At 59.7% G+C, this 23,584-nt stretch carries 21 protein-coding genes and 2 pseudogenes; 8 read left to right on the top strand and 15 right to left on the bottom strand.

The features are described 5' to 3' along the window. Positions 1-162 precede the first annotated feature (162 nt). From ACVI1L_RS18490 to ACVI1L_RS18445, 10 genes are all read right to left on the bottom strand, one after another. Positions 163-876 (bottom strand): glutathione S-transferase family protein, encoded by a 714-nt coding sequence (locus tag ACVI1L_RS18490; protein WP_456783450.1) that lies wholly within the window; start codon positions 874-876, stop codon positions 163-165. Then, positions 876-1,610 (bottom strand): SDR family NAD(P)-dependent oxidoreductase, encoded by a 735-nt coding sequence (locus tag ACVI1L_RS18485; protein WP_456783449.1) that lies wholly within the window; start codon positions 1,608-1,610, stop codon positions 876-878. Before ACVI1L_RS18485 ends, ACVI1L_RS18490 begins: the two co-directional genes overlap by 1 nt. Further along, positions 1,607-2,830 carry a CaiB/BaiF CoA transferase family protein gene (locus ACVI1L_RS18480; RefSeq protein ID WP_456783448.1) on the bottom strand — a complete coding sequence of 408 codons (1,224 nt, stop codon included), beginning with the start codon at positions 2,828-2,830 and terminating at the stop codon, positions 1,607-1,609. The genes ACVI1L_RS18485 and ACVI1L_RS18480 overlap by 4 nt, the downstream gene beginning before the upstream one ends. A 70-nt stretch (positions 2,831-2,900) precedes the next feature. Beyond that, the gene (locus ACVI1L_RS18475; RefSeq protein ID WP_456783447.1) at positions 2,901-4,454 is read right to left on the bottom strand and encodes a class I adenylate-forming enzyme family protein; all 1,554 of its coding nucleotides are present in this window, start codon (positions 4,452-4,454) and stop codon (positions 2,901-2,903) included. Positions 4,455-4,461: 7 nt separating this feature from the next. Continuing rightward, positions 4,462-4,878 (bottom strand): Zn-ribbon domain-containing OB-fold protein, encoded by a 417-nt coding sequence (locus tag ACVI1L_RS18470; RefSeq protein ID WP_456783446.1) that lies wholly within the window; start codon positions 4,876-4,878, stop codon positions 4,462-4,464. A 2-nt stretch (positions 4,879-4,880) separates the two neighbouring features. Continuing rightward, positions 4,881-6,050 carry a thiolase family protein gene (locus ACVI1L_RS18465; protein WP_456783445.1) on the bottom strand — a complete coding sequence of 390 codons (1,170 nt, stop codon included), beginning with the start codon at positions 6,048-6,050 and terminating at the stop codon, positions 4,881-4,883. Positions 6,051-6,104: 54 nt separating this feature from the next. Continuing rightward, positions 6,105-6,512 (bottom strand): rhodanese-like domain-containing protein, encoded by a 408-nt coding sequence (locus ACVI1L_RS18460; RefSeq protein ID WP_456783444.1) that lies wholly within the window; start codon positions 6,510-6,512, stop codon positions 6,105-6,107. Between the two features lie 5 nt (positions 6,513-6,517). After that, the gene (locus ACVI1L_RS18455) at positions 6,518-7,024 is read right to left on the bottom strand and encodes an aromatic-ring-hydroxylating dioxygenase subunit beta (RefSeq protein WP_456783443.1); all 507 of its coding nucleotides are present in this window, start codon (positions 7,022-7,024) and stop codon (positions 6,518-6,520) included. Positions 7,025-7,035: 11 nt separating this feature from the next. Then, a complete protein-coding gene (locus ACVI1L_RS18450) occupies positions 7,036-8,295 on the bottom strand; it encodes a Rieske 2Fe-2S domain-containing protein (protein ID WP_456783442.1) in 1,260 nt (419 codons plus the stop codon). A gap of 110 nt (positions 8,296-8,405) precedes the next feature. Then, complete coding sequence (locus ACVI1L_RS18445; protein WP_456783441.1) at positions 8,406-9,341, bottom strand: LysR substrate-binding domain-containing protein; 936 nt, start codon at positions 9,339-9,341, stop codon at positions 8,406-8,408. Between the two features lie 212 nt (positions 9,342-9,553). Between ACVI1L_RS18445 and ACVI1L_RS18440 the strand changes: the two genes are divergently transcribed. From ACVI1L_RS18440 to ACVI1L_RS18415, 6 genes are all read left to right on the top strand, one after another. Beyond that, complete coding sequence (locus ACVI1L_RS18440) at positions 9,554-10,855, top strand: MFS transporter (RefSeq protein WP_456783440.1); 1,302 nt, start codon at positions 9,554-9,556, stop codon at positions 10,853-10,855. Between the two features lie 222 nt (positions 10,856-11,077). Then, complete coding sequence (locus tag ACVI1L_RS18435; RefSeq protein ID WP_456783439.1) at positions 11,078-11,848, top strand: SDR family oxidoreductase; 771 nt, start codon at positions 11,078-11,080, stop codon at positions 11,846-11,848. A gap of 239 nt (positions 11,849-12,087) precedes the next feature. Then, complete coding sequence (locus ACVI1L_RS18430) at positions 12,088-13,413, top strand: 4Fe-4S binding protein (protein WP_456783438.1); 1,326 nt, start codon at positions 12,088-12,090, stop codon at positions 13,411-13,413. Between the two features lie 57 nt (positions 13,414-13,470). Beyond that, positions 13,471-14,715, top strand: coding sequence for an alpha-hydroxy-acid oxidizing protein (locus ACVI1L_RS18425; RefSeq protein ID WP_456783437.1), 1,245 nt, complete (start codon positions 13,471-13,473; stop codon positions 14,713-14,715). A gap of 223 nt (positions 14,716-14,938) precedes the next feature. Next, positions 14,939-15,961: a fumarylacetoacetate hydrolase family protein gene (locus ACVI1L_RS18420; protein WP_456783436.1), complete on the top strand. Its 1,023-nt coding sequence runs from the start codon at positions 14,939-14,941 to the stop codon at positions 15,959-15,961. A gap of 143 nt (positions 15,962-16,104) precedes the next feature. Then, positions 16,105-17,034 carry a crotonase/enoyl-CoA hydratase family protein gene (locus tag ACVI1L_RS18415; protein ID WP_456783435.1) on the top strand — a complete coding sequence of 310 codons (930 nt, stop codon included), beginning with the start codon at positions 16,105-16,107 and terminating at the stop codon, positions 17,032-17,034. A 382-nt stretch (positions 17,035-17,416) separates the two neighbouring features. Here ACVI1L_RS18415 and ACVI1L_RS18410 read toward each other — a convergent pair whose 3' ends face one another. Continuing rightward, a complete protein-coding gene (locus ACVI1L_RS18410) occupies positions 17,417-17,578 on the bottom strand; it encodes a hypothetical protein (RefSeq protein ID WP_456783434.1) in 162 nt (53 codons plus the stop codon). Positions 17,579-17,683: 105 nt separating this feature from the next. After that, positions 17,684-19,594, bottom strand: coding sequence for an autotransporter domain-containing protein (locus tag ACVI1L_RS18405; protein WP_456783433.1), 1,911 nt, complete (start codon positions 19,592-19,594; stop codon positions 17,684-17,686). 216 nt (positions 19,595-19,810) lie between these two features. Between ACVI1L_RS18405 and ACVI1L_RS18400 the strand changes: the two genes are divergently transcribed. Both ACVI1L_RS18400 and ACVI1L_RS18395 read left to right on the top strand, forming a co-directional pair. Then, complete coding sequence (locus ACVI1L_RS18400) at positions 19,811-20,287, top strand: MarR family winged helix-turn-helix transcriptional regulator (protein ID WP_456783432.1); 477 nt, start codon at positions 19,811-19,813, stop codon at positions 20,285-20,287. Positions 20,288-20,510: 223 nt separating this feature from the next. Continuing rightward, positions 20,511-21,023 (top strand): annotated as a pseudogene (locus tag ACVI1L_RS18395) (IS21 family transposase); the annotation flags it as partial. A gap of 346 nt (positions 21,024-21,369) precedes the next feature. On the opposite strand, the pseudogene ACVI1L_RS18390 reads toward ACVI1L_RS18395, so the two are convergent. From ACVI1L_RS18390 to ACVI1L_RS18380, 3 genes and pseudogenes are all read right to left on the bottom strand, one after another. Beyond that, positions 21,370-21,480 (bottom strand): annotated as a pseudogene (locus ACVI1L_RS18390) (efflux RND transporter periplasmic adaptor subunit); the annotation flags it as partial. Positions 21,481-21,508: 28 nt separating this feature from the next. Continuing rightward, on the bottom strand, positions 21,509-22,384 hold the full coding sequence (locus ACVI1L_RS18385; RefSeq protein ID WP_456783431.1) for a class I SAM-dependent methyltransferase: 876 nt from the start codon (positions 22,382-22,384) through the stop codon (positions 21,509-21,511). Positions 22,385-22,681: 297 nt separating this feature from the next. Next, positions 22,682-23,575 (bottom strand): NAD(P)/FAD-dependent oxidoreductase, encoded by an 894-nt coding sequence (locus ACVI1L_RS18380; RefSeq protein WP_456783430.1) that lies wholly within the window; start codon positions 23,573-23,575, stop codon positions 22,682-22,684. Positions 23,576-23,584: the final 9 nt, after the last annotated feature.

Below are 23,584 nucleotides of genomic sequence, written 5' to 3'. Positions count from 1 at the left end.
CGGTACCACCTTCACCCGGACTTGGCGCTCATCATTATTATTCAAGAATTCGGAATCTCTTGTTCAAGAAGCAGGAGCGAGCCTCCAATCCAAGGATGCGAATCCATCGACGATGGCACGGAGCCAGATTGCGGTGCTTGAATGAGGCGAAAGCCCCCTCTATCAGGTAGTCCCTGAACTGCGGGCACGATCGCCGGATGGCTCTTCGTCCGCTCGAAATCCAAGCCCGAGTGGAGGCTGACAGTTCGCCTCCCGCGCAGCCCGATAAGCCGCTCTGCCCGTGGTCCTCTCCAAATAATGCAGGAATACCTCGGGAACGGTGAGCATGTATTCGATCGCCCAGATCAAACAGGTAGTCAGCAAGATGTCGGCAGTGGTGAATTGGCTTCCCAACAGATATTCCCGGTCGTCCGACAGTGCCACTTGAGCATGTTTCAGTTGAGCGTTGAAGTATTCCCGCGCCTTCGCGACGACCATCGGCGCTTCGCCATAGATGTGCGCCAGTCCCTTGCCGGTACTATGCCGGCGCATGACGTAGAGACTGGTCGCATCCAACTCCGTAGCGATGAAAAAGCACCACTCGAGCCATTTCGCATATTGAACATCGTCGTCGGGAATGAGCGCCGAAGATCCGCTACGGTACTTGCGCGCCAAATAAGCCGCGATCGCAGCGCTTTCGCCGATGACGAACGATCCGTCCTGCAAAAGCGGGATCTTCTGCCTGGGATTCAGTGAAGTGTAATCCGGAGCCTTCGTCTGGCCCGACCGCGCCAGTATGGGCTTACAGACGTACTCCAGTTCGAGCTCGCGCAAAGCCCAATGGGCACGGATCGTGCGACCCGTTCCCACTCCCCATAATGTCAAATTCGAACCCATCACCAACCCTCTGCAAAGGGCCTCAGATCAAGTTCATGCGTCCACGCGTCGCGCGGCTGCTGGTGAAGGCACCAATATGCCTCGGCGACCGATGATGGTTTGATCAGCGCATCGGGTGCCATCCCGGCGACGTCCACTCCTCGTTCCACCAGGCGCCGGTGAATTTCCGGACTGTCAAGACCTCCGTCGATGATCAGATGGGCGACGTGGATATTGCGGGGTCCGAGCTCTCGCGCAGCGGACTGGGCAACGGCCCGAAGACCGAATTTCGCTGACGCGAACGCCGCGAAGTTCTTCCCGCCCCTGAGACTTGCGGTTGCACCCGTGAACAAGATGGTGCCTTTCGACCGCGGAGTCATGTATTTCGCGGCCTCGCGGCCCACAAGGAAGCCTCCATAACAGGCAAGTTCCCAAGCCTTGTAAAACAGTCGCTCCGACGTCTCCAAGATCGGCTTGCTTACATTCGCTCCGGCGTTGAAGAGACAAAGCTCGATCGGCCCCATCTCCTGCTCGACGACGGCGAACAGCGCCTGGACGTCGGCCTCCTTCCGAACGTCCATGCTTTTCGCCTGCACGCGAGCCTTGGTGAGTTCGTCTATCAAGGCCGACGACTTCGACGCATCTCGGCGTGCGATGCATACCTTGTAGCCCGCGGCAGCGAAGCGGCGCGCGACGGCGGCTCCTATCGCGTCGCCGGCGCCAACGAGCAACGCGACACCAGGTCCTTGATTCATGATCCCCCCCCGGCCTTACCTTGGGACATTGCACGGACGGTCTTACGCTCGATCAGCGCATCGATCGCCGCATCGTCGTAGCCTATGTCACGCAGAATATCGCGAGAGTGTTCGCCGACGCGCGGCGCCGGTCCCCCTATCCTGGATGGGTTGATCTCGAACTTGGCGGCCGGCTTGGGTTGTCTCACCAAGCCGACGGTCGGTTGATTGAGCTCCTCGATGAGCTCACGCGCGACCACCTGCTCGTTGCGGATGACCTCCGCTCGACGCAAAATCGGCGCACAGGGCACGTCTGCCGCATCGAGCCGCTTGAGCCATTCCGCCGTCGTGCACTCGCCGATGTATTCCTGCATCTTATTGATGCGAGCCGTGGCGTTGACGAACCGCCCACCGGGCGTCGAGAATCGCTCGTCCTTGGCGAGCTCCTGATCTCCGGTCGCACGGCAGAACCCTTGCCACTCCGAATCGGAGATCGTTCCACACGTGATGAAGCCGTCCGCCGTCTTGAAGACGAGATCGGGACGGTCGTTCGGGTCGCTGACGGACGCTTCCTTCCCGACGACCGTGTATTGCATCATCCCTTCCGGCCACAGATACGAGATCATGGTATCCAACATTGCGACTTGGATGTAATCGCCTTGCCCCGTCTTCTCTCGCGCATAGAGCGCCGCAGCCACGGCCTGCGCCGTGAATACCGCCGTGGTCTTGTCGGCCACGATCGTACGGATCATCTGCGGTCGGTTGGTAACGGGTTGAGACTGTATATCCGCGAATCCGGACAAGGCCTGGATGATGGGGTCGTAGACGCGTTTCTTGACGTAAGGACCGCTGTCCCCGACACCGCTGATGGACACATAGATCAAGCGCGGATTGCGTTCACGCAGTTTCTTAGGCCCAAGCCCCAGGCGTTCCATGGTTCCGGGACGAAAATTCTGAACAAGGACGTCGGCCTGGTCGAGCAATCGCGTCAGGATTTCGCGCCCGCTCGGCTCCTTGATGTCGATGGACAACGATCGTTTTCCCCGGTTCGAGGAAATGAACAGGGCGGAAAATTCGCCTGCTTTGTCGATCGTCGCACGGCTTCGCCTCGTGATGTCGCCGCTGATCGGCTCGATCTTGATCACGTCTGCACCTTGGTCGGCAAGAAACATCGTCGCGAAAGGGCCGGAGACGACCCCGGTCAAGTCGACCACACGAACTCCACTCAACGGACCAGGCATCTCGGTTCTCCTCGCTAGAATTCGTCAGCCGCTCTTCTTCTCGGTCGAATAGACTGCGCCGATGATCCGATCATCGAACCGACCTCGCTTCGGACGGAGGACGCAGCGATCGTTCCGCGCGCATGCGCAGCTCGTGTTTCAGGACCTTGCCGGTACCGTTCCGTGGAAGGTTGTCGACCAGGAAGACGTGTTTGGGTTTCTTGTAGCCCGCGATTCTTGTTTGAGTCGTCGTGATCACGTCCTCGATCGTCAACGAGCTGTCAGCCGGACATTCGACGAACGCAACGACGGTCTCCCCGTAAACGTCATCCGGAATTCCGACGACCGCGGCGTCCACAATGTCGGGGTTGGTCAGCAGCGCCTGTTCGACCTCCTTCGTATAGACATTCAGACCGCCGCTTATGATCATGTCCTTCTTGCGGTCTACGATATAGAGATATCCATCCTCGTCGATATTGGCGATGTCGCCGGTATGCAACCAGCCATCGCGCAGCGTCGTCGCCGTCTCCTCAGGCCTCCCGTAGTAGCACCGCATGACGGTGAAACGCCCCGGCTCGCCCGACCGGACGAGCAGCTCTCCGGGTTGTCCCGGTGGGGTGTCGGTCCCCTGATCATCGACGATCCTGACCTCCACGCCAGGTGTCGGACGTCCGATCGACTCCGGTCGGACGAACTGTTCCTCGTGTGCGAGCGACGTCACCGCTCCTGCTTCCGTCATGGCGAAGAACGAGACGAGGCGAACGTGGGGAAGCAAGGAGAGGAATTTCCGCTTCAATTCCACCGGGAACGCCTCGCCGGTCACGACGATGCACCGCAACGACGCGCACTTCGACGGGTCGTCCTGGATCGCAGGCAACATCAGGCGGCAAACCGTCGGCACCATTCCCGCCACGGTGATCTTCTCGTTTTCGATCGCTCGGACAGCAGCAACGGGATCGAAGGACTTCAGGATCACCAAGGTGCCCCCGAGGCACAAGGCGTTCGCCAGCCGCGCCAAGCCGGCGCGATGCGCGAGAGGCGTCGTAACGAGATAGCTGTCGTCATCGGAGATGCCCCATTCGACTGCGTGCACGAAATAATTCTGCACGATCAGGTTCGAATGCGTGATGACCGCCCCCTTAGGAGTTCCGGTGGTGCCGGACGTGTACATGACCAATGCATCGTCGGCGACGGGCAAGGGACGCAGCGGAGCTGGATCGGTGGCGCGCAATTCGGCCATATCGACCGTGCCGGCGACTTTCGTCCCGGTGGTAATGAACATCGCATCCGGAACCTCGGTCGCGATTTCCGCGCGGATCGAAAGATCCGCCTCCAGAGCAACGGCGAACGGCGCGCTATCGCGACAGATGTATCGGAGTTCGAGGTTCGTGAGCCGCTTCGATACAGGCACCACGATTACACCGATCGAGAATGCCGCGTAGAGGAGCTCCACCAACTCGATTCCGTTCGGGAGATAGACGACTAGTCGGTTTCCGGCTCTTGCGCCGAGTTCGGTTAGGCCGGTCGCTAGACTACGTATCCGCTGGTCCAGTTCACCGTAGCTGATCCGATCTTTCCCGCAGACGAGCGCAACCTTCTCGGGATGGCGCACCGCCTGTGCTCGGAAGATCGTGTCGAGCCGCATGGAAGCCTCACACAATCCGAAACGCTGGATACTGGACCTCGTCCGCAAGGCGATCCCAGCTTACTTCGACGCGCTGGCGGATCGAGACCTTGTCAGGATCGATGTCGACGACGTTGCCGAGAATTCGAACCCCCTCGTCCAATTCGATCGTGGCGACGGACAGCGGCAGGCGACCTTCCAGCCCGGGGCCCGGAACGCGTATCACCGTACAGGCGTAGATCAGGCCTTTTCCCGATACCTCGCGCCACTCCAGATTTCGACTTCCGGTGAAGATGCTGACCGGACGGGGATAGTGCTGAAACCGGTTGGTGTCCTTGCAGAACTGAATCACCAGTTTTCCACGTTTCGCGCCCTCCCAGAATGGTGCGGTGTCGACATAGACCGAGACCTTGGGGACGGGGCGCGCGTCCGCTTGATCAACCATCGTCAGGCCTCCAGGATCAGGGCAGCGCTGGTGCCCCAGTTGCGCGCGAATGGAATGACGCCGATTCCGGTGATCAGGGCGTTCTTGGGGTCCGTCACCTGTCGACCACCTCCTTCGCCGAACATTTGTCTCACGGCCTCGGCGAGATTGAGCCCGCCGCTCGCCAGTCCAGGCTGCCCGGCCGAAATCTGGCCGCCACCCGTGTTCAGCGGCAGTGTACCGGTGTGAGAAAGATCCGTGCCGAGCGTGAAGTCGCTTCCCTGTCCCCGATCGCAGAAACCGAAGTCTTCGAACTGCATCATGACGGCGATCGTAAAATCGTCGTACGGCTGAAACATCCGGATATCTCGGGCCGACAAGCCGCTCTGCTTGTAGATCGATGGAGCTATGGCCGAAAAGCCGGTCTCCGTGATGTCAGGGCACGACTGGTCGCCCTGAAAATTGGTGATCTCCGCGTAAGCCGTGGGGTATACCATTTTGCTCAATCCCAAGGCACGAGCACGCTTTTCGGACGTGACCAGGAAAGCATTCGCCCCGTCGCAGAACATGACGCAATCCAGCAACCGAAGCGGGTCGGCGATCACGCGGGACTTGAAGTATTCCTCCATGGTGAGGGGCGTCTTGAATTTCGCGAGCGCATTTTCATTATGCAGTGCATGTTCACGCTGGGTAATCGCGATTTTTCCAAGAGCCTCCGACTTGATCCCGTATTGATGATGATACCGGCTCATCAACAACCCGAAGCTCGCGGGAGGCCCTTGAACGCCTACGGGGTCCTGAAATTCCCCTCTGTACGCTCCGTAGCTCGCCCGCCATGAGGTGCTTGGCGCATCCGCGCAAAGAACCACGACGGTTTCGCACAATCCATCCCGGATCGCGGAGGCTGCCCTCGCGATACCGCCCGTGGCGGAGCATCCCCCCGTGCCGCTGTAGTTCAACCATTTCGGCGAAAGTCCCAAGGCTTCCGCCATGTACACGGGGAAAAAGGGATTCGGACACTCGCTCAGCGGCGCAGCGACGGCCATGCCGTCGATCGCGGATTTCGGAACGCCGGTGGACTGCAGAAGCTTGGCGAAGGCTTCTCCGCCGAAATCATAAGCACTGCGCCCGGACTTGAATTCGACCGGGGTTTCGGAATAGCCCGCGATGACGATGTCACGCTTCTTCGTCAAGATGATCTCCTCGGAATTGGACTTACCGCGGCGCCGGCGTGCCGGGACGCAATGTCATGGTTGTCTCCAGGGTAGTCCTTCCGCCTTCCAGCCTACCTTCGTGCCGCGATGTTCCTCTTCATCGACGTCTCCCTCGAAGCCACCGGCGAGACTGAACGACCGCGCGTATCCCATCGCGAAGGCCGCCTTAGCGGCCGCCAGGCTTCTGCCGCCGGACCGGCATATGAAGATGATGGGATGACCTGTCTGGAACGTCGCCCGCAACCTATCGAGAAAATCCGGATTGACCCTCATCTCTGGGAAAACGTGCCAAGAGATCTTGGCGACCGCCTTTCCGATATCCGCAAGATCCGGTTCCCCGACATAGAGCCATTCTGGCTGTGTACGCACGTCTACGAGTTGGGTCGTCTTGTCGTCAGCCAACATGTCCCACGCCTGCCGCGGCGAAATCTCCGTCGTCATCGGCGTCACAACGGAATGACGATCAAGATGTCGACGTTCCGGGAATCCAGGACCACCAACCGCTTCTGGAAGCGGACGTATCCATCCTCGATCACGACGTCGTCGATGTAGCTGCCGACCGCGAACAGATCCATACGGCCGCTTTCCATGGTTCGCACGATCTGGAAGTTCGACCGAGCCGAAAGCACTCCGTCCGACTCCTGCTCCAGAAATTCCGGCCTTCCGATAATGTGGCAATAGGTGTGTGGTTCGAAGATGTTGGCCGAATAGAACGCTTTGACCCGATCCTGCATCATGCCCCTTCCGACACAACGCACGATGCCGATCGGAAGACCGGCATCATGGTTCTCGCGCGTCGTCACGTGATACAGCGCGTCCATCGTGAAGAATTGCGGCCATGCGTCCAACTTCATGTCGTCGACCGAATGCGCGTAGGCGGTGATCAAGTCCGCGGCCTGTTCTTGCGTAGGCGCGGCGGCCTGCTGGGAGGCTTTGTCGAGAACCTTGTGCATCTAGCCTCTCCTCAGAAGCCCATGATGTTGCGATAGCCGTGCCAGAAGCCGCGAACCGCGGTTTCCGTGGCGCGCGAATTCCTTTCGGATTCGACTTCACGCCCGCCCATCTCCATGAAGGAGGACCGGTCGGGATCGGCGCGCGTTCCTCGTTGCACGAATTCGTTGATGCAACCGTCCTCAAGGGAGACGAGGCCGGCCGCGCCGGTGAGATTGCTCTGCATTACCCGCATCTGCGACTGCTCTTCGGAATCCCGCTCGTAGCCGAGATAGATCCAGAACAACTCGGTCTGGTCCACGCCGCGCGGTGCGAAAAAGCGGATCGCCAGAGAATTCAGTGTGAACTGGATGCACATGTTGGGAAAGACGGTCTGAATACTGTGCGTGATGCCATCGTCGAACTCTTCCCAAGCCTCGAGCAAACCGGGACCGTCGAGAGCCGACTCGTAGTTGGCCGAATGCACCTTCGCGTCCGCGTATTCTGCGGCTTCCTGCATCTTCGCGCGTCGCGCGAAGCTTAGATGGTGCCATTTGCGTTCCGACAAGGTGATGCCACCGTCCATGTCGAGCCGGTTGACCTTGAATGTCGTGTAGAACGTATGCAACAGGGTGGCGTGATAGGAATCTCTCAGGTTCTCCGCGTACAGTTTCCAGTTGTTGTGGATCATCTGGCTGTGCGTCCCGAGGACCCGCAAGGGTCGACCGAGGTTGCGCTTGATGAACGACGCCATCTCGGGGCCGAGGTAGGTCTCGACGTCCTCCACCTCGTCCGAAAACGTGCCGAAGATCATCCCGCAGAACGACTCCACTCTCACGGGAAGGAGCCGGTGTTGCTTCGTATCGAAATCCTCCGGCATGCCGCCGTGACCGCGGACGCCGTGACGGAATGCGACGCCTTTGAGTTGACCGTCGAGTTCGTAATTCCACGCGTGATACACGCACGAAAGGCTGGCGACATTGTCCTTCTTCTTCAGGCACACCAGAGCGCCCTTGTGCGCGCAGCGATTAACCATCGCGTGCACCTTGCCTTCGCGGTCCCGCGTGACGACCACCGGCGTTTCGCCTACCGTCGTGGTCCGGTAGTCGCCAGCATTCTGGATCTCGATGTCCAGGCACAGGAAGTTCCACGTCTTTCCCCTGAAGATCCGCTCCTGCTCCAGCCTGTAGACATCGGGGTCGGTGAACAGACGGTAGGGTGCACGGGTTACGCCCTGCGGCGGCCATTTGAATCCGGCTAATTCCGTGCGTTCTGCTTGAGCCGTCGGCGACATGAAATACTACTCCCGCTTCGATCCACTTCGAGGGACTTCGCAGGAATACTAGGCAGGCGCTCTCGCCGACCTCCAATACATTATTTCACTGTATTGATAAGCGCTCTTTATCAGCCGATCTGCTTCGAACTGCCATCGGTTCGAGCAGCCAGACGTCCAACCTGCTTCAGCTCCTTGATGAAGGAGAGGATCGCGGTGGCGCGCTCCGATTTTCTGTAGACCATCGCCAAATTCGACTCTTGGCTGACGTTCGCCAGAGGCCGGTATACGACGTCGGGTATCTTCAGATTTCGGACCGAGCTCGGCACGAAAGCCAGCCCCAGTCCGCCTGCAACCATGCCTACGAGTGCCGTGAACTGGCCGGCCCGTTGGGTGATCTGAGGGCTCAGGCCAGCCTTGGCGCAGAGGATCGCGACTTGTGCGTTGAACCCGACCCCTTCCTGGATCTGCACTGCGACGAACTGCTCGCGCTTCAACCGATGGACGGGCACCGACTTGAGCTTCGCGAGGGCATGCCGGCCTGGGATCGCGAGAATGATGGGATCCTGATAGATGGCGCTAATCGCCAGCTCGGCGACCGCCGATGTGGCAGGCAATCTTATGATTCCCACGTCCAATCGGCCGCTTGCGATATCGTTGAGTTGCGGGAGGATTCCTTGTTCGTTCAGGCGGAATTCCACCAGCGGGTTGGCCTCCCGATAGCGGGCTATGGCAGTCGCCAAGACACCGGAGAAGACCGCGGAGCCGACGAACCCGATTTCGATGTGACCAAGTTGGCCCCGCCCCGCCTGTTTGGCGACGAGAATGGTGCGCTCAGCCTGTTGCAGCGTTCTGACGGCTTCGGACAGCATGACCTGTCCGGAAATCGTGAGCTTTACGGATCTCTTGGTGCGCAAAAAGAGCTGCACGCCGATGTCGCGTTCCAATGACTGGATTTGTTGCGTCAGCGCCGGCTGAGCAATTCCCAGGCGTTCGGCAGCACGCCCGAAATGCAGCTCCTCTGCCAATACAGTCATCGATTTAAGCCGTCTCAGATCCATGATCATCGAGTATCCAAATGGAGAACCGGTGCGCCAAATTGTGCGATGGGGGACCGGTGCGCGCATACCGCGCCACGGCTCATCATAAGCCGGGCTTATTTATTTGGCACCGCCTCACTATTGGCAGCGTTCGGCACCCGCTGCCTATAATTCCCGTCCGCAGCTTAGCCGTCGGCTCGCGTCCAGCAAAGACAAGACACGCGGCACCGGAGGGACACTTGAGGACATTGAGCCGATACAAGATCGGGTTGCTGCTGCTACTGGCGGCCTCTCAAAGCCTGAGCTTCATCGATCGCGTCAATCTTTCCGTCGTCCTACCGGGATTGATCAAGGACGGCACGTATTCCGCCAGTCTTGCCGGCCTCTTGATGTCCATTCTGAATTTTTCATATGTCGCGGCCATTATCGTCGCTGGACCGCTCACCGATCGCCTCGGCGCTCGCATCGTCTTTCCGGCAGCGGTAGGAGCCTGGTCTACCTTTACCGCGCTGTGCGCGCTGACTTCGTCGTTCCTTCCGCTGGCGTTTCTGCGCGCACTGGTTGGAATCGGCGAAGCTCCAAACATCCCATCCGGCTCGCAGATCATCAAACAAACCTTCGACAAAGCGGAACGGGGCTTTGCGGTGAGCTGCCAGTTCTCCGGAACGAAAATCGGGCTGGCGGCCGGAATCCCTCTTTCGGCGTACATTTTGAGCGAGTTCGGACGTCCTGCCGTGTTCTACACCACCGGCCTTCTCGGAGCCATTTGGGTCCTGGCCTGGTTGTTGATCTACCGGAAGCCACAGAACGTGCCCGGGCACGGCGAGACCGCGCAACAAGCCTCGCGCGTCAGATGGTCGACGCTGCTCAAGGTACCGTCCGTTTGGGGGATGGTGCTTGGGCAAGCCGGATATCTCTACGTCTACTACGTCTTCGCTTCCTGGCTTCCGGGGTATCTGACGCTCCGCTACGACGTTCCCATCTTGAAGACGGGGCTTCTTTCCATGACGCCCTTCATCTTCGGCATCGGATTCACGCTGCTGGGAGGGTGGGCCGCGGATCGATGTATCGCCAAGGGTTACTCGGTTTCGGCCGTTCGCAAATCGTTCGCGGTGGGTGGTCTGCTAGGCGCCACGATCTTTACGGTCGCGGCGGCGTTCGCGCCGGAGGCATGGATCGCGGTCCTATCCTTTACGCTGGCGTTGTCGTCGATCAGTCTAACGACCTCGTCCGCCAATGCTATGCCTATCGACGTTGCACCCCCTCATCTGGTTTCGTCCTGCGTTTCGATCCAAAACTTCGGCGGGAATATCGGAGGTGCTCTCGCGCCCCTCGTAACGGGTTCTCTGATTTCGTTGACGGGCAGCTTCGTCGTGCCGCTGCTTTTCGCGGCGGTTGTCGGTCTCGTGCTCGGCTGCGGCGGCTTCGGGCTGATGGTCAAAACGCTCGACCGAGAGATCGGCGAAGACTCGCCCGACAACCTGCCAGCGGACCTCCAAGGATACGCCACCGATCGGCTCGAACCCGCGAGCACGAGATGACCTTCTGAGCGCAAGTCCCGTAAACGGTCACCTAAGCTCGCGGATGCCTGGCAGGCGCCGTAAACGGGTTGCAGGGCGTCGCGGCGATCTTGCGAACTCTTGAACGAAAGCCCGATAAGGCCGACTTAAAGCCAGCCGCCCTCTGCTGACTGCTGTCCCGGTGCCGAGATGCCGCGACGAACTACGGCAGAGATATTCCAAAACCCATGCGAGTAAAATGACATGACGAACTCCACTCAACCCACCGTCCAGGATGTTGCCCTCATTGTCGGCGGCGGCCCGGGCATCAGCTCAAGTTGCGCGAGACTGTTCGCGAGCAACGGCATGCATGTAGCCGTGGCAGCCAGGAATCCCGACAAGGCGGTCCTCGAGGCTCTCGAAAACATGCATGGAGTGCGGCGATACGCTTGCGATGCCAGCGAACCCGCGGCGGTGGAACACTTGTTCAGGACTCTCGTGCAAGACCTCGGGACGCCGCGGCTCGTCGTTCACAACATCGATGGAAGAGTTCCGGGCATTTTCCGCAAGAGCATCATCGAAGCGGACCCAACAATGGCGTTTGAAACGCTTCGCAACGCGGCATTCAGCGCGTTCCTGGTAGGACAACAGGCCGCCAAACTCATGCTTGAAAACAAGCCGGACGCCGACGGGAAAAGAGGGACGATCATCTTCACGAACGCCAGCGCAGCGCTCAAAGGCTTCCCATCGAGCGGCGCTTTTGCGATGGCATGTCATGCCAAGTCGGGGCTCGCGCAGAGCATGGCGAGAGAGCTGATGCCGCAGGGTATCCATGTCGCCAATGTGCCTATCGACGCCGCGATCGGCTGGACCCAGAACGACGGGACGCGCGCCCACCGCCTGGCCGGAACGACGGTCGATGACAACATGGCCGACCCCGATCGTATCGCTGAAACCTATCTGCACCTGCATCGCCAACATCGGTCGACCTGGGCTTTCGAAGTGGTTCTCAGACCCTGGGTCGAGAAGTGGTGATCATCGCTACCTGCGCACTTGCGCCGGACCAAAGCCCATTCTCCGTTGAATAACGCCTAGCCAGTTTTGACCACAGCGCATCGTGACAAGCTCATCCTATTCTCATGCCGGCCTTACTGGAGCCGCGGGGACTTTCCGTCCTTTGATGACTCGAGACTTGCGGGCGACAAGACTTGCCGAGCGCTTCAAGGCCTGGAAGGAAGCGATGACGAGCCAATCCACCGACATAGGGGATCGCCTTGAGCATTGAAGATCACCCCACGGTGAAGAGCGTCCGCTCTCGCGGCCGTCAGGAAGCTGCCCACATCCCCGTTTCTGCGAATCTGATCAAGCAGATCGCGCGCGACTGCGGAGCCGATGATGCAGGGATCATTGAGATCGATCGTGCCGCGATCGCACCTCAGGTAAGAGTCATCCGGAAGGTCTACGGCCGCACGCGGTCCTTGCTCGCGATCGCTTGCAGCATGAATCGTGAACCGGTCCGTTCCCCTGCCCGGTCGGTCGCCAACGAGGAATTCCACGGCACCTATGATCATGGGAACGAAACTGCGCGTGCGATCGTCCGCGCGCTCGAGGAGCACGGTATCCCGGCCTGCAATTCGGTGGCCGCCTTTCCGATGGAGATGGATCTGCCTCGGGTCATGATGGTCCAACACAAGCCGATCGCCGTGGAGGCCGGGCTCGGTCGCATGGGAATCCATCGCAGCATCATCCATCCAAAGTTCGGAAGCTTCATGGTGCTCGGCACGATTCTGCTTGGACGGGAGGTCGACGCCTATGATCAACCGATCGACTACAATCCCTGCCTGGAATGCAAATTGTGCGTCGCCGCCTGCCCGGTCGGGGCGATCAAACCGGACGGCGCTTTCGATTTCCTGTCCTGCCAGACCCACAATTATCACGACTTTCTCGGCAACTTTGCACAGTGGGTCGAGACCGTCGCCGATTCGAAAGATGCCAAGGACTATCGCTCACGCGTGCCCCGCACCGAGACACTGAACATCTGGCAGTCGCTCTCGTTCAAACCGGGCTACAAGGCCGCCTATTGCATCGCGGCCTGTCCGGCCGGCGAAGATGTCATCGGCCCCTTCCTGGAGAACCGCGACGCCCACTTTGCGGAGGTGGTCAAGCCGCTGATTGATAAAGACGAGTTCGTCTACGTGATCCGGGACACCGATGCTGAGGACACGGTCACACGGCGCTTCCCTCACAAGAAGGTCCAGTATGTCACCTCGGGCCGCCATAGTGTCAACATTCAGGGCTATCTCTTCTCCCTGTCGCTTGGTTTCCAGCGCGGCAGGGCCAAAGGGTTGGACATTGTGACACATCTAAGCTTCACGGGAACGACGACGCTCGATGTGACGGTCGTGATCAAGGACCGGAAGCTGGAGGTCGTTCCCGACCGCCATGTCGGTGAAGCGAGATTGAAGGTCACGGCGGATTCCGAGGCATGGTTAGGCGTGGTCAACCGCGACCTCAACCTGGCCGAAGCGATCGCCTCCAAGCTGGTGAGCCTGAGCGACGAAAAACTGTTTGCAACCTTCATGCGCTGCTTCCCGATGTGAACCCGTGCTCGGCAGGAACGCGAGAATTGAATTGATTGCGGCTGTGCAGGATTGAACATGATTTCTCGTCGGAATGTGCTTTTTGGCATCGGCGGTGCGGCGGTGGGAGGGGCATTTGCCAGCTCGCTGGGTGAAGCGACGTTTTTCGACTATGGCGACATTCCTGTAAACGTGTTCGACTATCGCGAGCTGGCGCGGACGCGTTTGCCGAAAATCGTTTTTGATTACCTCGAGGGTGGTGCTGGGGGCGAATGGTCCCTGTCGCACAACAGGGAAATATTCGAACGCCTTGTTTTCCGTCCCAAACGGCTGCTCGATATCAGCAAACGAGACATTTCGACTGTTTTGTTTGGACAGAAGTATGCTGCACCGATCGTGATTGCCCCGACCGGCCTGAATGGCGCATTCTGGCCCAATGGGGACATCGCATTGGCGCGAGCCGCTGAGAAGGCCAACATTCCCTTTGCCCTGTCGACCGCTTCAACAGCGTCCATTGAGGACGTGGCGCAAAATGCCGGTGGCGACAAGTGGTTCCAGCTTTATGTGTTGAACAAGACGTTGTCGCAACAATTGGTCGAGCGGGCCAAGGCAGCAGGGTACTCCAAGCTCATTCTCACGACCGACCTCGGAGTTGACGGCCTAAGAGAGCGCGACAATCGCAATGGCTTCAAGTTGCCGTTGAACTACTCATCGAGCTTGCTCGTCGATGGCTTGACGCATCCAAGCTGGGCACTCGACTTTGCCAGGCACGGCATGCCAAAGGTGGCAAACTTTACCAGAAAAGACGCTTCGGACACGGCAAGTCAGGCTGGGCAAATGAGACGGGGCCTCGACACGACCTTTAGCTGGCAAGATCTGAAGTGGCTGCGCTCCATCTGGCCTCATCAGCTATTGGTCAAGGGAGTATTGCGGCCGGACGATGCCGTGCGATGCATCGCTGAGGGCGCAGACGGCGTAATCCTGTCAAATCACGGCGGTCGGCAGCTGGGAGACGCGATCTCTCCGCTTCAGGTCCTGGCTGAAACACGAAGCAAGATCACGCAACCGATCCTCATCGACAGCGGCTTCCGCCGCGGCGCGGACATCGTGAAGGCGCTTGCTCTTGGAGCAAACGCGGTTCAACTTGGTCGCGCGACACTTTACGGGTTGGCGGCTCGAGGCGAAATGGGCGTCACGGAAGTGCTCAAAATGATGTTCGCAGAGATCGACAACACCATGGCACAAATTGGTTGCCCTTCGATTGCGGACCTGAGCCCGGATTGCATCGCTGAAGATGGATTGCCTCTGGGCGCGCGTTCCTGACTTGGCGATGCCGGCGGATGTCCTGCCGTTATCTCCACCCGCGGCATAACGTTCGGCCGGCGTAAAGCGCTTTGAGCGGAACCATTCTCCGATGAATAACGCCTAGCCGAATTAGCCGGCGCGCTCGCGATACGTCCGTCCTATTGTTCTAATGACAAACGCTGAGCGCCAGAACGAAAACAACTTCAGTCGCCTCACCAACAATACATCCAGGGAGATTATCATGCACTCACGTCGGAAGCTGATGAAGGCCGGCCTTGCCGCGGCCGCTCTTGCCACCACCAAGATCAGTGCGCAGGCCGCGGGGGAAACGACGTCGCGGAGCAACGGGAGCGACGAACTACCTCGCAAGCTTACTGTCTTGTCGATCCGCCAGGAGGACGGGCACGAAACCATGGGAGTGAAGACGACCGCCGGCGTACTCGACGTGTCCGCCGCGAGCAAACTTCTCGGATTATCGGCACCGCTCACTCTTGAGGAGCTTCTGATCAACGGCGGCAATACGGCGGTAAAAACTCTGGTAGAGGCTGCTCTCAAGGCGCCCGACGCGAAAGCCGCATTCCTTGACGAATCGAAGATCAAGTTCGGGCGTCTGTTCACCAAGCCCGGAAAGATCGTCTGTCTCGGCCTCAACTACCGAGAGCACGTCGAGGAAACGGGCCAGAAACTGCCTCCTCTCCCTATCCTCTTCAACAAGTACAACAACTCCCTTGCACCGCACATGGCGACTGTCCAGCTTCCGCCCCGCGACGTCTGCTACAAGTTCGACTATGAGACCGAACTGGTTGTCGTAATGGGCCGCAAGGCGAGCAATGTCCGCGCTGAGGATGCTCTGTCATACGTTGCCGGTTACGCCGTCGGCAACGATTTTACCTCGCGAGACCTGCAGCTCGAGGTCCCCGGCGGCCAGTGGATGGTCGGCAAGACGCTCGATGATTTCGCCCCCATCGGTCCATATTTCGTATCCGCCGATCAGATCGATCCCAACAATCTTGACCTCGAAACTCGCGTGAACGGAGAAGTGCGGCAATCGTCGAACACGACGAAACTGATCTTCAATCCTCAGAAAATCATCGCCTACGCCTCCCGGCTATTCGCGCTCGAACCAGGGGACATCATCTTCACGGGAACGCCGTCCGGCGTAATCGTCGGATATCCCAAGGAGAAGCAGGTCTGGTTGAAGGCTGGCGACAAGATCGAAAGCACGATCCAGGGGCTGGGAACGCTATCGTTCACACTCGCCTGATTGCGCTCACCGATCATGAGATGAGTGTCTATTGAGCGATCGAGGCAGGCATCGATATCGGTCCGTGCAGCCAGGTTCATCAGAGCTTTTGGCCACTCATCCCAATTCCAGCACATACCCTCGCTTCTCGGGGAGAGATCAAGATGTTTCGTTTCAACAGAGTGACGGTCTCGCTTGCGGTCGTCCTGCTTGGGCTGTCGCCCTTGCACGCGCAACAGACCGCAGGCGCGCCGTCCACGTCAGCACAAAATGATGGGACGGCTCGTATGGCCGAAATTCCATACAGCCCTCAGACGAAGATCACGGTCGAACGTCAGGGACAGGTCGTATTGATCGGCATCAACCGGCCCTATATCGACAACCGCATCGACCCGGAGGCGCTGGAAGGACTAGCGAGAGCATACTACAACTATGATCAGGACCCCTCGCTTCGTGCCGCCGTGCTGTTCGGCCACGGCGATCGCTTCTCCCGAGGCATCGATGTCGATGCCACCAAATCGTTCGCGCAGTCAGGAAGGAAACTTCTGGATGGACCGGGCTTCATCGACCCGACGGGTCGGAGCAAGCCAAGGCTCACGAAGCCACTGGTCATTGCGGTCCATGGCGACACCTGGAACTTGGCCCATGAGCTCTTCCTTGCTGCGGACATACGCGTCGCTTCGGAAGACACGGAGTTCGGCCAGGACGAAAATACGCATGGTCGGTTTCCTGGAGGCGGCGCCACGATCCGCTTTCCCAGAGAAGCCGGTTGGGGAAACGCCATGCGATACATTCTGACGGGCGACCATTGGGGAGCGAAAGAAGCCTTCCGAATGGGAACCGTTCAAGTTGTGGCCCCAAACCGCGAGGCGGCTCTCAGGGAGGCAATCGAAATTGCGAACAAGATCGCTGCGTCCGCTCCGCTCGGCACCAAAGCCTCTCTAGCCAGCTCCCGCATGGCACTCGAAGAATCGGAGAGTGCGGCCATGGCCAAGCTCGGCGAACAATATCTCGCGCTGCTCAAGACCCGTGATTTTCAGGAGGGCCGGGATGCCGAAGCGCAGAAAAGACCGCCGATTTACGAAGGGCGCTGATTGAGCGACTCCCGCTCATCCGGGCACGCGGCGGCAGTTCACGCCCCCGTGTCCCCGACGGCGCAGAGATTTGAATCAGCGGTTCACCCCGTGTGCATCAAGGAGACGCAACCACCGATACCGACATTCGGTTCGGGTTGCGATCTAACCAACGGTTTTCCCCCTTTCGAGTCCGACGTCGAGCGGCTCAAGCTTTCTGCGGCATGTTCTTGAACGCGAAATCCGTCCTCCGACACTACGTTCCAAGCTACGGTTTCCGCGGTGGCTGCGGGTGACATCACGGAACTAACCGCGACAGCTGTTGCCGCGTTATATTCATGCTTTGCGGTCACTTCGAACGGCTGGGTACGGTGGAGAAGCAGTGTGGCGGAGAGAGTGTCAGTCAATCCCCGTTGATATAAAAGCTGCTTTTCATTTCAGCGGGAGAGCACCTAGGGTTCTCGCCGCGAGTAATTGGCTTATCCGAACGCCCGCTGCATCTCAAGACGCCGCGAAGCGCGAGGATCCCCTTGTAAGATACCGAGAGATTGTCGATCACCAGCATCTTAGGCTCCGAGATACGCAAGCATCCGTCCTCCACTATCTACAAGGTCGGTTTAGCTTGGGGACCGGCTCGCGAGTTGGTCACGAGCCGGGAGTGAGGGAGAGTTTAGAATGCCACCTTGATGCCGCCGTTGACGCCGTAGAAATTGCCGTCGTTGCGGGCAAAGGTGGAGTATGCATTGATCTGGCCGCTGACATTGCCCCACAGGCGGCCGGCAATACCCGTCACCACCTTGCCGTATGTTTGATTGGTGGCGTTGACGGGCGTCATCACTGGCAGCAGCAGTGTGGTCGATTGAGCCGTGGTGATTATCCGGCCGTCACCGAGGAAGTCGTGTTCGGCGGTGACGTTGACGTACGGGCTGTAGAGGGCGCCCGTCATCGTGAACGGCATGCGCAGCTGAATGCCCGCGCTTCCCGTCAAGCTGTCGATATTCTGGGCATTGACGATCTGGGTCAGCAGAACGTCGCCGGTTTCCGTGTAGCCTCCGATCGACGCGTGGGTATAGCTGAGGCCACCAATCGGCCCGACGCGCAGTGGCGCGACGTCGAACAGATAGCCGGCCTTGGCAGCGATCGTGAACAGATCAGCGTTGGTGCTGCCGTTGATCGTATCTATGATGCCGGCGCGGTCGGTATGGATGATCTGCCGACTATAGGCCACCAGCGCATCGGCAAACCAGTTGCGGGCCGTGTAGGAGCTGTATCCACCGAACTGCAGCGCATCCATCTTCAGATGCGCGTTCTGGGTGGCGAAATTGACGTTCGGTTGCATGTAGCTGAAGACCCCGCCCAGCTTCCAGTCCGGTCGCATTAGATATTCTATCCCGACGGTGCCGCCGAAGCTGTTGTAGTTCGCGGCGGTGCCGAAGAGCTGGCCGTCAAGATTACCGCCCGCGTAGTTCACCTCGCCGTAGGCCGACCAGCGCTGCTCGGCGGGAAACACTGCAGGCAAGGCCTTGGTCGGCATTCTCACATCGGCGGCGTAGGCGTTGTAAGCACTTCCGGAGCCGTAGGCGCTGATGTTGCGGTAAGCATCGAGACGGCCGAATGCCGCCTCCGCAAAATTGCCTGCGGTCGCAAGCACGAGGCTGCCCTGCTGGGCGACGATGGTCGGCGCATCGATTTGGTTCTGCATGTATCGCGCGATCAATCCGAAGCCGACCTCGTTGTAGTGAAGCCCATCCGGACGAAATGCGCTCGCCATCGTCGGAAAGCCGTATTGCTGCGGGTTTGCATTCAATCGCTGTTCAAACACCCGCAGATCGAACAAGAAGATGCGCGTGCCGGACAGCGCGAACGGCCGCAAGTCGTTTTGCAGCGCATCGAACGCCGCGTTGTAATAGGCATGGAAACTGGATTGAAATGCCGGCGTTCCAAAGATGCTCGGACCTTGGCCGATGGGTTTGAGGGCGACGTCGCCGGGCGCCAGCCAAGCGATCGTCTTCAACCCGGCATTGACCAGCCTCTGAAGATTCGCGGCATCGCGCGCGGCTTCGTTCTGAGCGTCTACGACGGGATTGCCGGTGTCGAACGCCGTGGGGACGTGGGTTAGATTTTGAACGAAAGCCGAGTTTATACCATCGTTGCCGATGAACTGAACGGCAACGAGATCGCTCGGCCCAAAATGTCTGCCGGAGTTGATAAAGGCGTCGACCTGAGCTGCCTCACTCAAGCCATTCGGTCCGGAATAGGCGGTCGAACCGGCGATCGCATAATCAAAGGCAGCGGCATTCGGCAGGTTGTAAAGCTGCTGGAGTTTCAGCGAAAACGGGACGATTTGGGTCGCGTCGGTCGCAGGGTTGGACGGATACGGATTGTGGCTGGGATACGGGCAATTCGCAAAGCCGTTAGCAAGGAAGCAAAGGACGTTCCCACGATCGGCATAGCTTTCACCGAATACGGTCATGCTCGTGAATTGCGTCTGTGCGCGAGCCGTTTCGGCGTGCGTAAAGACGGTCAATAGCGCGGCGCTCGACAGCAAGCATCGCAAGGACGTGCGGAGACTTCCCTTCATCGCTTCCCCCTAAATTGCGTGATCTAACGTCACGTCGAGATACTAGTCAGAAATAGGTCATAACAACAATCATTTTATAATGAAACTAATATAATGACTTGAATTGGTGTTTTTGGGCAACATTAGTACGATCGCAGCGGACCTGCACATCAACGCAGCTTGCCGCAACGATGAGCAGGCGATACGGGTAGTTTGATCAAAATGAGAGATTAATCAGTGCCGCGACAGCAACCAACCGAGGCCGCCGAGGGCGCGGACGATGACCATTCAGTCAAATACGGAGAGCTGAACAATCATCTCGGATATTTCGTCAGGCGCGCGCAATACTGGATTTTTCGCGACGCCAACTTGATTCTGGAGAGATTGCGGCTCGACGCCGTCAGATACTCGATACTTGAGCTGATCTCGGTCAACGCGGGCATCAGTCAGATTCAGCTATCCGGTGCGCTCGGTATCGAGCGCGCGCGTCTGGTTGCCCTTCTGGACGAGCTGCAAGGAATGGATTTGCTGGTGCGGAAACGCTCGGTAGCCGACCGGCGTTCGCATGAGCTCCATCTGACACAAGTGGGCGATACCCTTTTAAATGAGGCGAACGCAATTATCACCGCTCACGAAGAGAGGCTGATCAAGCGTATGGGGCCGGAAAGCTATTCACTGGCGCTCAAAGGGCTTTCGGCCTTCAGACAGGGTTAGCCGAGTACTTCCGCGCGACGTGCCGCTCACCCATCACCGAGATCCAGCGCGTGTGAAGCCGCCGCAGCGGCTTGAGGTACGAGAGCTTGGGACAGCAGCAAGATCGCGAATGTTATTCGGCCTGCAATATTGTCCCCTAAGCTGGGGGATCGGCGTCCAAAATTGACCTCCTACAGGTTGGTCTGTTGCGCTGCCTGCTTTGGAATGAAGCGAGTGGTGGGGGATGCTGGTCGTGGAGACGATTGCGCGGATACGGCGCGAGCACTTCATCAAGGGTAAGACGATCAAGGAGATCGCCCGTGACTTGAAGGTGTCGCGGAACACGGTCCGGAGGCGCTGAGGTCGGGAGAGACCTCCTTCGAGTACGAGCGGCAAGGTCCAACCGCGGCCAAAGCTGGGACGGTGGGCACCGGAGCTCGATGGGTTGCTGGCGGCGAACGCGACCAAATCGGCTCGCGAACAGCTGACGTTGATCCGTATCTTCGAAGAGTTGCGCGGCCGTGGCTTCGATGGCGGTTACGATGCCATGCGGCGCTACGCCAGGCAGTGGAGCAAGGAGCGCGGGCAATCGACGGCGAGGGCTTACGTCCCGCTGAGCTTTGCATCCGGCGAAGCCTATCGATTCGACTGGAGCCACGAGGTGGTCCTGTTGAGCGGCACCACGGTGATCGTGAAGGTCGCCCATGTCCGGCTCTGCCACAGCCGCATGCTGCTCGCGCGAGCCTATCAGCGGGATTGGACGCCGCTCAGGGGTCAATTTGCAAGCCGATTGACCGAAACGTGGGGCCGATGGGAAAACGCGCGCAAGAATCATCCTGCGGTCACGACCGAATTTATTCGTCCTATTTCGCCGGTAGCCCCCTTGCGCTAGCAGTGCGTTTGCCTCGCGAGGCTGTCTGGGCTCGAGCCAGGAGAGCGCTACCGCTTTTCCCCACACCATCCAAATCTGCGACTTTTTCTACGATGGTCAGCTTGAGCCCAGAACCCGCCGAAATGGTAGGTTCAAATCGGGGAGGCGCAACCACCGATACCGACGCTCAATTCAGGTTTCGATCTAGGTTGTGTACTCATTAAGCAGCTGTGCTGCGCTCCGGGGTCTCGGCGTCAAAATGCGCGGTCGCAACCACAACCGGCCGCGGCGGTTCGGCTTTTTGCGCCACGGTCTCCTTGCACCCGGCCAGCGCAGCGGCCATCAAGGCCAGCGAGGGGCGTCTCCCCCTGCTAATCGCTATCAGCTTGCGCGGGATTGCGCGCCGTGACGATCCATGTCGCGCCGTCGATCATCACCGACCGCTCGCCGGGGCAGTCCGCGAAGGCGGCATGAACCGCGGCCGAGGCGCGGGCGCGGATGTCGTCGGGCTGATCTGCGAGCACGCGCGACAGCGGGCCGACCTCCAACGTCATCTTCACCGCGTCGTCGATCGCCGCGTCCCGCGTCGCGCCCTCGCCAAGCGGGACGGAAGCATCGAAGGGCGCGATAGCGATATCAGTGAAGCCGGCCGCCGTCAGGATCCGAGCCACCCGCCCCGGGTCGCCGAACGAGAATGGACCGGGCGCTTCGGGATCGGGCGGCGCCGTCGGCGGGACGATGCCCTTGATCGCGTCCATCGGCAGCCGCATCCAATCGTTCTCGGCCATGCCGCGCCAACAGACGAAAGCGACCCGGCCGCCCGGTTGGAGCGCGCGGCGCATATGTGCGAAAGCCCCTGTCGGGTCGTCGAAGAACATCACTCCGAAACGCGAGAACAGGATGTCGAACGCGCCCTCGGGCAGCTCGGCGCTGCTGGCGTCGGCCACCCGGAACAGGACCTGCGTATCCTGTGGCGCACGCGCGCGCGCGCGACCGATCAGCGGTTCGGATATGTCCACGCCCAGCACTTGGCCCCCCGCGCCGACGCGGGCGGCTAGAGCAAGACTCGACGCGCCCGCGCCGCAGCCGACGTCCAGAACGCGCTCGCCCGTCGCGGGCGCGGCGGCTTCGATCGCGGCCTGGCCGAACACCGCCAGCCTGGCGTCGAGCCGGGCCTGGTGGACGACCCAGCGCTCCCCGCTTTGGCCCTTCCAGTTGGTGACCTGATCGGCATTGTGCTCTGCCATGACATATCCTTGTTCTGGTTCGTTCTTAACGAAGCTATCCGATGCCAAAGCGCATCGTCTCCAGCGAACCCGCCTCCACCAGCGATGAGGCGCCAGACCTGCGTGTGATCGTCTCATGCGTCGAGATCGGTGCCGCCTGAAGCGCGATGCGATGAGGATGAATCGCCATCGCGCTTTAGGTTGTTGTTTGAGCATGATCCTTTCGGAAAACCGCTACGCACTTTTCCGGATCATGCTTTGGCATCGGCTTCGAAGGACAACCGCGCGCGCGGCAACTGGAGAAGGGAATCTGTGCACTCAACTCAGCATCGACTGCTGGGCGAAGATACCCGCCATCGCGCCCTGCGATGATGCCTGGGTGACCGAGGGCAAGAAGACCGTGGTGAGGTCGCCGGCGGCGTAGATACCGGGCATGCTGGTTTGGCGGCGCTCGTCGACCTTCAGGGCGATGCCGCCGGGCGTGTCCACCGTGGCGAGGCCCAGTGATTCATGCAGGCTTGCGGACGGCTTGTTGCGCGGATGCACGAACAGGATGTCGACCGCGACATTGGGGCCGGTATCGAGCTTGACGGTGGCGTTATGGCCCCCGTGATGGGCGATCCCGGTGATCCGGCCGTCGACGACAGGTATACTTCGGCGCGCCAAATCGGCCCGGATATCGGGCGGAATGTCGTGATCATCGGCGAAGAGCGTCAACTTGTCGGTCCAATCGAGGAACAGCCTGGCCTGATTGTGCGACTGCGGGCCGGACCAGACGAGGCCCCAATGCTGGCCGGCGACTTCAAAGCCGTCGCAATAGGGGCAGGGCACGATGGACGTCCCCCAGCTTTCGGCGTAGCCCGGAACATCAGGCATCTGGTCGGCGACGCCATAGCTCAGGATCAGACGACGCGCCGCAAGGCTTTCACCATCGCCAGTAAGGACAGAGAAATTGTCGATGGCGCCGGAGACGCTGTCGGCACGGGCACTGACCAGCTTGATCGCGGGATAACGCGCCAGTTGCCGTCGCGCCTCGGCCAAGATGTCCAGCGGCGGCTTGTGATCGTGGCCGAGCAGGCCATGCGAGTGGCCAGCGAAGCGGTTGCGCGGCAGGCCGGTATCGAGAACGGTGACCTTGCGGCGGGCACGGCCGAGCTGCAGGGCGCCGGCGAGACCGGCAAAGCTGCCGCCGATGATGATGACGTCATCCATGGTGATGGG

This window comes from Bradyrhizobium sp. USDA 4516, from assembly GCF_054055915.1.
Note: the sequence above shows the minus strand (reverse complement) of the source record. Positions and strands in the feature narration are given on the sequence as shown.

Coding starts and splice junctions, on each gene's coding strand:
- ACVI1L_RS18480 (WP_456783448.1), bottom strand. CDS start 2,830: ATGCCTGGTCCGTTGAGTGGAGTTCGTGTGGTCGACTTGACCGGGGTC.
- ACVI1L_RS18460 (WP_456783444.1), bottom strand. CDS start 6,512: ATGACGACGGAGATTTCGCCGCGGCAGGCGTGGGACATGTTGGCTGAC.
- ACVI1L_RS18435 (WP_456783439.1), top strand. CDS start 11,078: ATGACGAACTCCACTCAACCCACCGTCCAGGATGTTGCCCTCATTGTC.
- ACVI1L_RS18450 (WP_456783442.1), bottom strand. CDS start 8,295: ATGTCGCCGACGGCTCAAGCAGAACGCACGGAATTAGCCGGATTCAAA.
- ACVI1L_RS18490 (WP_456783450.1), bottom strand. CDS start 876: ATGGGTTCGAATTTGACATTATGGGGAGTGGGAACGGGTCGCACGATC.
- ACVI1L_RS18475 (WP_456783447.1), bottom strand. CDS start 4,454: ATGCGGCTCGACACGATCTTCCGAGCACAGGCGGTGCGCCATCCCGAG.
- ACVI1L_RS18405 (WP_456783433.1), bottom strand. CDS start 19,594: ATGAAGGGAAGTCTCCGCACGTCCTTGCGATGCTTGCTGTCGAGCGCC.
- ACVI1L_RS18485 (WP_456783449.1), bottom strand. CDS start 1,610: ATGAATCAAGGACCTGGTGTCGCGTTGCTCGTTGGCGCCGGCGACGCG.
- ACVI1L_RS18415 (WP_456783435.1), top strand. CDS start 16,105: ATGTTTCGTTTCAACAGAGTGACGGTCTCGCTTGCGGTCGTCCTGCTT.
- ACVI1L_RS18385 (WP_456783431.1), bottom strand. CDS start 22,384: ATGGCAGAGCACAATGCCGATCAGGTCACCAACTGGAAGGGCCAAAGC.
- ACVI1L_RS18455 (WP_456783443.1), bottom strand. CDS start 7,024: ATGCACAAGGTTCTCGACAAAGCCTCCCAGCAGGCCGCCGCGCCTACG.
- ACVI1L_RS18470 (WP_456783446.1), bottom strand. CDS start 4,878: ATGGTTGATCAAGCGGACGCGCGCCCCGTCCCCAAGGTCTCGGTCTAT.
- ACVI1L_RS18445 (WP_456783441.1), bottom strand. CDS start 9,341: ATGATCATGGATCTGAGACGGCTTAAATCGATGACTGTATTGGCAGAG.
- ACVI1L_RS18410 (WP_456783434.1), bottom strand. CDS start 17,578: ATGCTGGTGATCGACAATCTCTCGGTATCTTACAAGGGGATCCTCGCG.
- ACVI1L_RS18425 (WP_456783437.1), top strand. CDS start 13,471: ATGATTTCTCGTCGGAATGTGCTTTTTGGCATCGGCGGTGCGGCGGTG.
- ACVI1L_RS18420 (WP_456783436.1), top strand. CDS start 14,939: ATGCACTCACGTCGGAAGCTGATGAAGGCCGGCCTTGCCGCGGCCGCT.
- ACVI1L_RS18380 (WP_456783430.1), bottom strand. CDS start 23,575: ATGGATGACGTCATCATCATCGGCGGCAGCTTTGCCGGTCTCGCCGGC.